10 protein-coding genes and 1 pseudogene are annotated in these 11,658 nt (G+C 32.6%); all 11 read right to left on the bottom strand.

Translation table 11 applies throughout. The features are described from left to right. Positions 1-3 precede the first annotated feature (3 nt). Positions 4-1,989 (bottom strand): excinuclease ABC subunit UvrB, encoded by a 1,986-nt coding sequence (uvrB, locus tag AA076_RS03780; protein ID WP_000229253.1) that lies wholly within the window; start codon positions 1,987-1,989, stop codon positions 4-6. Positions 1,990-2,257: 268 nt separating this feature from the next. Beyond that, entirely contained in the window at positions 2,258-2,494 is a 237-nt protein-coding gene (locus AA076_RS03775; protein WP_000638419.1) for a CsbA family protein, read from the bottom strand. Continuing rightward, positions 2,491-3,141: pseudogene (locus AA076_RS03770) on the bottom strand (YfbR-like 5'-deoxynucleotidase). The gene AA076_RS03775 and the pseudogene AA076_RS03770 overlap by 4 nt, the downstream one beginning before the upstream one ends. Positions 3,142-3,314: 173 nt before the next feature. Beyond that, positions 3,315-4,154, bottom strand: coding sequence for a COG3942 and LysM peptidoglycan-binding domain-containing protein (locus AA076_RS03765; RefSeq protein WP_000749380.1), 840 nt, complete (start codon positions 4,152-4,154; stop codon positions 3,315-3,317). A 147-nt stretch (positions 4,155-4,301) separates the two neighbouring features. Next, positions 4,302-4,409 (bottom strand): hypothetical protein, encoded by a 108-nt coding sequence (locus AA076_RS14580; protein ID WP_001790093.1) that lies wholly within the window; start codon positions 4,407-4,409, stop codon positions 4,302-4,304. A 153-nt stretch (positions 4,410-4,562) separates the two neighbouring features. Beyond that, positions 4,563-5,673 (bottom strand): peptide chain release factor 2 gene (gene prfB, locus AA076_RS03755; RefSeq protein WP_010956549.1). Its coding sequence is split into 2 segments (ribosomal slippage): positions 4,563-5,600 and positions 5,602-5,673, totalling 1,110 coding nucleotides; the frame shifts between segments, so codons are not numbered across the junction. A gap of 168 nt (positions 5,674-5,841) precedes the next feature. Next, on the bottom strand, positions 5,842-5,946 hold the full coding sequence (locus tag AA076_RS14575) for a hypothetical protein (protein ID WP_001790092.1): 105 nt from the start codon (positions 5,944-5,946) through the stop codon (positions 5,842-5,844). A 41-nt stretch (positions 5,947-5,987) separates the two neighbouring features. Then, complete coding sequence (gene secA / locus AA076_RS03745; RefSeq protein ID WP_000506531.1) at positions 5,988-8,519, bottom strand: preprotein translocase subunit SecA; 2,532 nt, start codon at positions 8,517-8,519, stop codon at positions 5,988-5,990. Positions 8,520-8,932: 413 nt separating this feature from the next. Next, positions 8,933-9,505 (bottom strand): ribosome hibernation-promoting factor, HPF/YfiA family, encoded by a 573-nt coding sequence (hpf, locus tag AA076_RS03740; RefSeq protein ID WP_000617735.1) that lies wholly within the window; start codon positions 9,503-9,505, stop codon positions 8,933-8,935. Between the two features lie 60 nt (positions 9,506-9,565). Continuing rightward, positions 9,566-10,240 carry a ComF family protein gene (locus AA076_RS03735; protein ID WP_001057965.1) on the bottom strand — a complete coding sequence of 225 codons (675 nt, stop codon included), beginning with the start codon at positions 10,238-10,240 and terminating at the stop codon, positions 9,566-9,568. Continuing rightward, positions 10,233-11,315, bottom strand: coding sequence for an ATP-dependent helicase ComFA (locus AA076_RS03730; RefSeq protein WP_001548033.1), 1,083 nt, complete (start codon positions 11,313-11,315; stop codon positions 10,233-10,235). The genes AA076_RS03735 and AA076_RS03730 overlap by 8 nt, the downstream gene beginning before the upstream one ends. Positions 11,316-11,658 lie beyond the last annotated feature (343 nt).

Below are 11,658 nucleotides of genomic sequence, written 5' to 3'. Positions count from 1 at the left end.
TTGTCACCCTTCTGCTTTTAATTCAAATAACATATCTCTTAATTCTGTAGCTTTCTCGAAATCTAAATCTTTCGCTGCTTGTTTCATTTCTTTTTCTATATTGTCGATTGTCTTTTGACGTTCTTTTTTCGTCATCTTCTTAGGTATCACAGTTTGTGCTTTGTCATTATTTTCGTCATTTTCAACAGTAGCACTAATTAAATCATGTATTTTTTTATTAATTGTTTTAGGTGTAATACCATGTTTTTCATTATGTTTCATCTGTATTTCTCGACGACGTTGTGTCTCATCAATTGCATACTTCATCGAATCAGTCATTTTATCGGCATACATAATGACTTCACCTTTATCGTTACGCGCAGCTCTACCTATTGTTTGAATTAATGAGCGGTTAGAACGTAAAAACCCTTCTTTATCTGCATCTAATATGACAACTAGAGAAACTTCTGGTATATCAATACCCTCTCTTAATAAATTAATACCTACGATAACATCATATGTACCCATTCGTAAGTCTCTAATTATTTCAATTCGTTCTAATGTCTTGATTTCTGAATGCAGATAATTAACTTTAATACCCGCTTCTTTCATGTATGTGGTTAAATCTTCACTCATCTTTTTAGTGAGCGTTGTAACAAGTACGCGTTCATTACGCTCAACTCTTGTTTGAATTTCACTTAATAAATCGTCAATTTGATTTTCAGTAGGTCTAACCTCAATCTTAGGATCCAGTAAACCAGTAGGACGAATAATTTGTTCAACCATCTTATCCGTATGTTCAATTTCGTATGGTCCAGGCGTTGCAGATACATACACAAGTTGTTTTGTCTTTTCTTCAAATTCTTCAAATTTAAGTGGACGGTTATCTAATGCACTCGGTAATCTAAACCCATGATCCACCAAAACTTGTTTACGCGCTCTGTCTCCGTTATACATGCCTCGAACTTGCGGTAATGTCACATGTGATTCATCAATCATTACTAACCAATCATCGCCAAAGTAATCCAATAAAGTATATGGTGTCGAACCCAGTGGTCGCAAAGTTAAATGTACGGAATAGTTTTCAATTCCTGAACAGAATCCCATCTCTCGCATCATTTCTAAATCATAGTTGGTACGCTGTTCTAACCTTTGCGCTTCTAGTAATTTATTCTCATCTCGTAATTCTTTCAATCGTTCTTCCAATTCTTTTTCAATACGTTCAATCGCAACTTTCAACTTTTCTTCACGTGTTACGAAGTGAGAAGCTGGGAATATCGCAAAATGTTCTCTTTCTTTCAACACTTCACCTGTTAGGTAGTTAACTTCTCGGATACGGTCAATCTCATCGCCGAAAAACTCAACCCTTATACAAAGTTCTTCTTTAGAGGCTGGGAATATTTCCACTACATCACCACGCACTCGAAACGTTCCTCGTTGGAAATCGATGTCATTTCGTGTATATTGCACATCTACAAGTTTTCTAAGTAATTCACTTCTATCCATTTCCATACCAACTCGAACACTTACTACTAAATCTTTATATTCTTCAGGATTACCTAAACCATATATACAACTTACACTAGCAATAATAATTACATCATCGCGTTCAAATAATGCACTTGTAGCAGAATGTCGTAGTTGATCAATTTCATCATTGATTGAGGCATCTTTTTCAATAAAAGTGTCAGTAGACGGTACGTATGCCTCTGGTTGATAATAATCATAGTAACTTACAAAGTATTCCACCCTGTTTTCAGGAAAAAATTCTTTAAACTCACTATATAATTGTCCTGCTAATGTTTTGTTATGCGCGATAATTAACGTTGGTTTCCCAACTTCTTTAATAACATTACTCATCGTAAATGTTTTCCCTGTGCCAGTAGCACCTAATAAAGTTTGATGTCTTTTCCCCGCTTTAATACCTTCCACGATTTCTTTAATTGCTTGCGGTTGGTCACCTTGAGGCTCAAAATCAGAATGTATTTTAAAAGGATAATGTTCAACCATTGTCACATATGCCTCCTCTTTCAACGTATTATTTATATTTCCGCTCAACTCTTTGCTTTCTCATTACATATTTTAGCAAAGTAGTCACACAAAAAGCAAACGTTTGTTCGTAAAAATGTCGAACAAAGAAAAACAAACATAGTTGTGCTAACTATGCTTGCCTTAAATCAAATCGTTTATCTTGTTATTTTTAGTATGTAAATACACATTATATTAATCATCATTTTGTTTCAACAAATTTGTTTGAAACATTATTTTAAAGTTAATCTTAGCGATCTTCATCTTGATGTTTATGAAATTCGAGTTGATCTATAATTAAATAACCAGCTAATAATGACACTACATCAATAAAAATAATCCACTCGTTATGGAAATACTCTTTATAGATTGAGGCACCAATTAAAATTAATGTCAGAATAGTACCGACCCATTTACTTCTTGTTATTACACTAAATAATACTACCAAGACACATGGAAAGAATGCTGCGCTAAAATACCATATCATTCATTTTCCTCTTTTCTTTTATTTAAAATGTTCATGGTTGTTTCTCTTAATTCTGTTCTAGGTATAAAGTTTTCAGTCAACATTTCTGGAATGATATTATTAATAAAATCTTGTACAGATGCTAAATGGTCAAATTGAATAATTGTTTCTAGACTCATTTCATAAATTTCGAAAAATAATTCTTCGGGATTACGTTTTTGTATTTCTCCAAATGTTTCATAAAGCAAATCAATTTTATCAGCAACTGAAAGTATTTGGCCTTCTAATGAATCATCTTTACCTTCTTGCAGTCGTTGCTTATAAACATCTCTATATTATAATGGAATTTCTTCTTCAATAAAGGTCTCTACCATTTCTTCTTCAACTTGCGAAAATAATTTTTTTAATTCACTACTCGCATATTTAACAGGTGTTTTTATATCACCAGTAAACACTTCGGCGAAATCATGATTTAATGCTTTTTCATATAAGCTTTTCCAATTAATCTTTCGTCCATGATATTCTTCAACTGTTGCTAGATATTGTGCAATTTTAGTTACTTTAAAGGAGTGTGCTGCAACATTGTGTTCAAAATATTTAAATTTTCCAGGTAATCTTATAAGTCTTTCCATATCTGATAATCTTTTAAAATATTGATGTACACCCATTTCAATTACCTCCTCCATTAATTAATCATAAATTATACTTTCTTTTTACATATCAATCAATTAAATATCATTTAAATATCTTCTTTATATAACTCTGATTAAATGATACCAAAAAATCCTCTCAACCTGTTACTTAAACAGGCTAAGAGGATAGTCTTGTCTTGATATATTACTTAGTGGATGTAATTATATTTTCCTGGATTTAAAATTGTTCTTGAAGATTTAACATTAAATCCAGCATAGTTCATTTCAGAAACAGTAATTGTTCCATTAGGGTTTACAGATTCAACAACACCAACATGTCCATATGGACCAGCAGCTGTTTGGAAAATAGCGCCAACTTCTGGTGTTTTATCTACTTTAAATCCTGCAACTTTTGCTGCGTAATTCCAGTTATTTGCATTGCCCCATAAACTTCCTATACTTCTACCTAATTGTGCACGACGATCGAAAGCATAATATGTGCAGTTTCCATAAGCATATAAGTTTCCTCTGTTAGCAACTGATTTATTGTAGTTATGTGCAACAGGTACAGTTGGTACTGATTTTTGTACTTGAGCAGGTTTGTATGCTACATTAACTGTCTTAGTTACTGCTTGCTTAGGTGCTTGCTTAACTACTACTTTTTTAGATGCTTGTTGTACAGGTTGTTTTACTACCTTTTTAGCTTGGCTTGCTTTTCTTACTGGTGATTTAACCGCTTTAGTTTGTTTCACTTTATTTTGAGGCACAAGTGAAATCACGTCACCAGGAAAAATTAAAGGTGTTACACCAGGATTGTATGAATATAATTGATTCAACGTTAAGTGATGCTCTAAAGCAATCTTATATAATGAATCGCCAGCAACTACTGTATAAGTTGTCGGTGATTGCGTTTGTGCTTGAACATTTGATACATAATTATGTTGAACAGGTGTTTTTACTTGTGTGCCATGTTGTTGTGCATGTGCTGCATTATTTAAAGCTAAAAAAGCTAACACTGACGAAACCGTCACTGTAAGAGATTTTTTCATCTTGCTGTCATTCCTTTGCTGTTAGTATTTTAAGTATGCAAATACTATAGCACAATACATTTTGTCAAAAGCTATTGTTATAACGATGTAATCAAATGGTTAACAATATAAAAAGAATACAACCTTTTATCATAGTGTAAAATGTATTCATACCATGTAATTGAGAACGTTTTCAATAATTAATTCAATACCTTGAAAATCGCCATAGGTAATATTACTAAATGCACACTGCATATGTTGTTTTAACAAACACAACTTTTAAAAAATATATTCTAACTCTATCTACCGAATTGTACTTAAATATTCATAAACAAATCATATTCCAAAATCTAATTTACAATTTATTTAGCTACCTTTAAAAAAACCAAAAACCGACGCCCTTTTAGAGCCTCGGTTTTAAAATATATATTAATCGTGCGACATTGTCTGTCTTAAATATGATTCGATAAATGGTCCAATGTCTCCATCCATCACTGCATCAACCTTACCTGTTTCTTCGTTCGTACGATGATCTTTCACCATTGAGTATGGATGGAAAACATATGATCTAATTTGGCTTCCCCAGCCGATTTCTTTTTGTTCGCCACGAATTTCAGCCATTTCACGTGCCTGCTCTTCCAATTTTAATTGATATAATTTAGACTTTAACATTTTCATAGCTGCTTCACGGTTTTTAATTTGAGAACGTTCATTTTGGTTATTAACAACTATACCTGAGGGGTGGTGGGTAATTCGTATTGCCGATTCAGTTTTGTTAATATGCTGACCACCTGCACCAGAAGCTCTGAATGTATCAACTGTAATATCATCCGGATTGATTTCAATCTCTATTTCATCATTATTAAAATCTGGAATAACGTCGCATGATGCAAATGATGTATGACGACGTCCTGATGAATCAAATGGAGAAATTCGTACTAGTCGGTGTACACCTTTTTCAGCTTTTAAATAACCATAAGCATTATGCCCTTTGATGAGCAATGTTACACTTTTAATCCCCGCTTCATCCCCAGGTAGATAATCAACAGTTTCAACTTTAAAGCCTTTCTTCTCACAATAACGTTGATACATTCTAAATAGCATATTAGCCCAATCTTGAGACTCCGTGCCACCTGCACCAGGATGTAACTCTAGAATTGCGTTATTGGCATCGTGAGGCCCATCTAATAATAATTGCAATTCGTATTCATCCACTTTAGCCTTAAAATTAATGACCTCTTGCTCTAAGTCTTCTTTCATTTCTTCATCAAATTCTTCTTGTAATAAATCCCAAGTAGCATCCATGTCATCTACTTCTGCTTGTAGTGTTTTATAACCATTAACTATTGCTTTTAACGCATTATTTTTATCTATAATATCTTGCGCTTTCGTTTGGTTATCCCAAAAATTAGGTTCTGCCATCATTTCTTCATATTCTTGAATATTAGTTTCTTTGTTCTCTAAGTCAAAGAGACCCCCTAATTTGTGTTAAATCTTGATTATACTTATCTATATTTCGTTTGATTTCTGATAATTCCATAGCATTCGCTCCTATTTATATTTCAATTCAAGTCATTGATTTGCATCTTTTATAATGCTAAATTTTAACATAATTTTGTTAAATAACAATGTTAAGAAATATAAGCACACTGACAATTAGTTTATGCATTTATTGTTAAAAATCAGTACATTTATCATCGACATATGCCTAAACCGATTTTTTAAAACTAAGTACATAACAACGTTTAACAACTTCTTCACATTTTTTAAAGTATTTAACGCTTGTAAAATAAAAAGACTCCTCCCATAACACAAACTATAGGTGTTTAATTGGAAGGAGTTATTTTATATCATTTATTTTCCATGGCAATTTTTGAATTTTTTACCACTACCACATGGACAATCATCGTTACGACCAACTTGATCGCCTTTAACGATTGGTTTCGGTTTCACTTTTTCTTTACCATCTTCAGCTGAAACGTGCTTCGCTTCACCAAACTCTGTTGTTTTTTCACGTTCAATATTATCTTCAACTTGTACTACAGATTTTAAAATGAATTTACAAGTATCTTCTTCAATATTTTGCATCATGATATCAAATAATTCATGACCTTCATTTTGATAGTCACGTAATGGATTTTGTTGTGCATAAGAACGTAAGTGAATACCTTGACGTAATTGATCCATTGTGTCGATATGATCAGTCCAATGGCTATCAATAGAACGAAGTAAAATCATACGCTCAAACTCATTCATTTGTTCTTCTAAGATATCTTTTTGACTTTGATATGCTGCTTCAATCTTAGCCCAAACGACTTCGAAAATATCTTCAGCATCTTTACCTTTGATATCATCCTCTGTAATGTCACCTTCTTGTAAGAAGATGTCATTAATGTAGTCGATGAATGGTTGATATTCAGGCTCGTCATCTGCTGTATTAATATAGTAATTGATACTACGTTGTAACGTTGAACGTAGCATTGCATCTACAACTTGAGAGCTGTCTTCTTCATCAATAATACTATTTCTTTCGTTATAGATAATTTCACGTTGTTTACGTAATACTTCATCGTATTCTAAGATACGTTTACGCGCGTCGAAGTTATTACCTTCTACACGTTTTTGTGCTGATTCTACAGCTCTTGATACCATTTTTGATTCAATTGGTGTAGAGTCATCTAAACCTAGTCGGCTCATCATTTTCTGTAAACGTTCAGAACCAAAACGAATCATTAATTCATCTTGTAATGATAAATAGAAGCGACTATCCCCTTTATCACCTTGACGTCCAGAACGACCACGTAACTGGTCATCAATACGACGAGATTCATGTCGCTCTGTACCTATTACTGCTAAACCGCCTAATTCCTCTACGCCTTCACCTAATTTGATATCTGTACCACGACCAGCCATGTTAGTGGCAATAGTAACGGCACCTTTTTGTCCAGCGCCTGCAACAATTTCAGCTTCACGTTCATGATTTTTCGCATTTAACACATCATGACGGATACCACGTTTTTTAAGTAAATTTGAAATATATTCAGAAGTCTCAACTGCAACAGTACCTAATAGCACTGGTTGCCCTGCCTTGTGTTTTTCAACAACATCTTCTACTACTGCATCAAATTTACCTTTTTGGCTAATGTAAATTAAATCAGACTTATCGTTACGTTGCACAGGTTTATTTGTCGGAATTTGAGTTACTGTCATGTTATAAATATTTCTAAATTCTTCTTCTTCAGTTTTAGCTGTACCTGTCATACCCGCAAGTTTATTGTACATTCTGAAATAGTTTTGGAATGTAATAGACGCCATAGTTTTAGATTCATTTTGAATTTGAACGCCTTCCTTCGCTTCAATAGCTTGGTGTAAACCTTCCGAGAAACGACGGCCTGGCATTGTACGTCCTGTAAATTGATCGACAATTAATACTTCGCCATCAACAACCATATAGTCTACGTCACGTTGTAATGTAACGTGCGCACGTAAAGCTGTGTTGATATGACTAATAACATCAACATTTTGTACATCATATAAGTTTTCAACTTTGAACATACGTTCAGCTTTATCCGCACCTTGTTCTGTTAAATGTACAGCTTTCGTTTTTTCATCGTATTTATAATCTTCGTCCTGTTTTAACATTTTCGCAAAAACATTTGCTTGTGTATAAAGTGACGTTGACTTTTCAGCTTCACCAGAAATAATTAATGGCGTACGTGCCTCGTCGATTAAAATTGAGTCAACCTCATCAATGATTGCAAAATGTAATGGACGCATTACTCTATCTTCAGAATAATTCACCATGTTATCTCGTAAGTAATCAAAACCTAGCTCATTATTAGTACTGTAAGTAATGTCTTGTGCGTATGCTTCACGTTTTTCTTCTGTCGTCTTACTGTTTAAGTTTAATCCGACAGTCAAACCTAAGAAGTTATATAACTCAGCCATTTCTTCACTTTGAACACTTGATAAGTATTCATTGACTGTAATAACGTGAACACCTCTACCAGCTAATGCATTTAAGTATGTTGGCATTGTCGCTGTTAATGTTTTACCTTCACCTGTTCTCATCTCAGCGATATCACCTTTATGAATTGCAATACCACCCATAATTTGAACTTTATATGGTGTCATATTGAATACACGTTTAGAGCCTTCTCTAACAAGTGCATATGCTTCTGGTAAAATTTTATCTAAATAATCATTTTGCTTTTTGACATTATCAATGTCAGCTAATTCTGTTTGGAATTGTTTCGTTTTATTACGAATTTCTTCATCAGTTAAAATTGCCGTTTTTTCTTCTAAAGCGATTACTTTATCAGCAAGTTTACCTAACTGTTTAATTTCTTTATTATTGCCATCAAGAATTTTTGATAAAAATCCCATTTCGTTCGCTCCTTTAGCTAAAAAACTGTTTGGCCTACAACAATATATCTTATCATTTATAGTTAGAAAATTATACTTATTTACTCATTTGTAGAATCAATATAAATATATTTATGACATACTTCATTCACATTCTGTTGTCAACAAGTTTATCACTAATAAATATATTCTCAATACGCAATTATACTTCCTAATAAATTATATTATAAATATTTTACGATTTTCGACTCGGACTATACAATAGACTGACATACTATTATTAACTTAACATTCAAATATATACATCCATTAACATTAGCATAGTCACTATGTTTCATTCAACAAATTACATTATCGAACTATGAAATAGTCATAATTTGCTTTTGGAGTATAAAAAAGCACTTGTGCAAAAACACAAGTGCTTTAAACTTAATTTATTGTTCACTAGTTTGAATCAAGCCATATTTACCGTCTTTACGGCGGTAAACGATACTTGTTCCATCAGTTTCTCTGTCTGTGAATACAAAGAAGTCATGACCTAATAGATTCATTTGTAATACCGCTTCTTCTGAATCCATTGGTTTTAAGCTGAATTCTTTTGAACGAATAATTTCTATCTCGTTATCATCGTAAGCGTCATTATCAACTTGTGTTTCTTGCATTTCTTGTAATTCGGCAACAAACACTTCTTGATCTCCTCGATCACGGCTCTTACGATTAATACGTGTTTTATATTTTCGAACTTGTCTTTCAAGTTTATTATTAATTAAATCAATACCTGCGTATAAATCATCGTTTCGCTCTTCAGCTCTTAACGTAACATTTTTCAATGGAATTGTTACTTCAATTTTAGTAGCTGAATTTGAATAAGTTTTAACTTTAACATGCGCCACTGCATTTGGTACGTCATTAAAATAACGTTCCAACTTACCAATTTTTTCCTCAATATAGTTGCGAATAGCATCTGTGATAGTGAGGTTATCTCCATGAATTTCAAATCTAATCATAGTAATCTCTCCTTAAACCTCTTTATTGGTAACTCTTTATTATATTTTAACATTTTTACGCTATCGTGCAAACGCAAACACTTTGAATTTTCTGATATTTTTAGCATATAATTTACACCCTGCACGATGAATTGTTAATCCAGTTGTATAAATATCGTCAACGAGTAATATTTCCTTACCATTTAAATCTAATTCCGTATCAATAATAAATGGATTTTCATCTGCCAGACGCTCTTTCTTAGTTAAATGAGACTGTTTTGGTCTATTTGACATCTTTAAAATCTTATCAAAGCGAATCCCTTTAGCTTTTAGTACTGCTTCTACCGGGTTAAATGTTCTAGATAAATCATGTGCCGGCGAAGAAGGAATTGGCACAATATAGTCATAAGATGTTTGTGGTATTTCAATCAAATGTGCCAATAATTCACATAAATAATAGTCTTTCAAAAATTTATACTGATGTATCATCTCTTTCATTAAACCGTCATATTGAAATTGACAATATAATTGTTCCATTAAATTAAAGTGTGCCGATAGAAACTTGCAGTCTAAACAATACGCTTCATCTTGATTTAAGTGTTTTAAGCACCTTGAACATCGCCTTGCTTTAATATCAAGTTTAATATTGTCCCAATTCTCTTTGCATCTGTCACATAATCTATTAGGTTTCTTGAACAAATTATAAATGGTTATATTTTCATATAACTTAGCACCACAACTCAAACAATTATTCATCAATCCAACCTCTTTTTAATGCTAATTTGTTCATCCTTTGAATCTCTTTTTTAGCTTGAATCATATTCATACTTACCCCTTCATGAAAAAACAATACTTTTCCAGTAGGACATTCTAATTTTCGTCCAACACGTCCAGCAATTTGTATTAAAGCCTCTTGAGTATATTGATGTGCATCGATAACAACAACATCCAAATTTGCCATTGTAAATCCACGTTCTAATATTGTCGTAGTAAAAATGACATCGAAATGTCCATTCCTTAATTGTTCAACTTTTTCAAAGCGAAAAACATCCTCGCTATGGACGTATGTTAATTTAGTAATTTTCTGCTTATAAACCGAAAATGTTTTAATCATTGTTTCTATATTGTTAAAAAACACCAGTGTATAACGTTGATTATTAATTTGATCTTGTAAAATTCGGTATAACATTTTCTGAATCTTCTTATTATTAAGTTTGAAATAACGATATTTAGGAACTGGAAGTGATTTTTTATGAAAGCGAGCTGGCAATTTAATTATATTTTCGTGGGGAATCTCTGACAGAAGTTGTTTCGGTGGTGTTGCTGTCATATAAATTGTTGCATGTTCAACTTTAGAAGATGACTTCAATGCTTGTTGTAAATTTTTATCCATTGATAAAGGAAAGGCATCGACTTCATCAATAAAAATAGTATCAAAGTGCTGTTTGAATCGGTAAAGTTGATGCACTGTGCATACAACAAAATGCCCTTCAAATTGTTGTCTTGATTGCTGGTGTAGTATGTCTATATCTTCATTAAGAAATGCGTCTTTAATACGTTTACTAATTTCTACAACAACATCTACACGTGGTGACACAATAGCTATATTATCTCCCTGTATTCTTGCATATTGAATGCCTTGAAACATCATTTCTGTCTTACCTGCACCTGTTACGGCATATAACAAAATCGTTTGTCTCTTTCTAATGGCTCGAACAATATGTTCTGAGGCATAAGACTGCTGTTCCGACAATTCAAATGAGAGATGATAATATGCTTGTGATGAACTTTGCGAACTCTCTGTTATTTTATATCTTGTTACATTATCCATTCGACCCAGTGATATACAATTTCTGCAATATACAATTTTCTTGGAATGTACTGAGGAATCATACTGATAAAAATGCTTTGGATTTGTACTTTCACATTGAACACAATAATAGTTTGAATTTTGTTTGATGACACCTGTTACTTCTTTTTTAATTTTTTCATTAGTAAGTGAAGTATGAGGATGAATTAATTTCCCGTAATGTTTAATGCTTAAAACCTCATTTCAACGTAAAAAAGAGCCTAATATTATAATGATTTTCTTATATCTTTAGCATTTTGGCTTTCAAATGATGAACATTTAAAGCCATGTATACGAGAGATAATTTCCAATTACAATATAGACT

Source organism: Staphylococcus aureus, from assembly GCF_001027105.1.
In the GTDB taxonomy this organism is placed as follows: Bacteria; Bacillota; Bacilli; order Staphylococcales; family Staphylococcaceae; genus Staphylococcus; species Staphylococcus aureus.
Note: the sequence above shows the minus strand (reverse complement) of the source record. Positions and strands in the feature narration are given on the sequence as shown.

Coding starts and splice junctions, on each gene's coding strand:
- uvrB (WP_000229253.1), bottom strand. CDS start 1,989: ATGGTTGAACATTATCCTTTTAAAATACATTCTGATTTTGAGCCTCAA.
- AA076_RS03765 (WP_000749380.1), bottom strand. CDS start 4,154: ATGAAAAAATCTCTTACAGTGACGGTTTCGTCAGTGTTAGCTTTTTTA.
- hpf (WP_000617735.1), bottom strand. CDS start 9,505: ATGATTAGATTTGAAATTCATGGAGATAACCTCACTATCACAGATGCT.
- AA076_RS03730 (WP_001548033.1), bottom strand. CDS start 11,315: ATGGATAATGTAACAAGATATAAAATAACAGAGAGTTCGCAAAGTTCA.
- AA076_RS03735 (WP_001057965.1), bottom strand. CDS start 10,240: ATGAATAATTGTTTGAGTTGTGGTGCTAAGTTATATGAAAATATAACC.
- AA076_RS03775 (WP_000638419.1), bottom strand. CDS start 2,494: ATGATATGGTATTTTAGCGCAGCATTCTTTCCATGTGTCTTGGTAGTA.
- secA (WP_000506531.1), bottom strand. CDS start 8,519: ATGGGATTTTTATCAAAAATTCTTGATGGCAATAATAAAGAAATTAAA.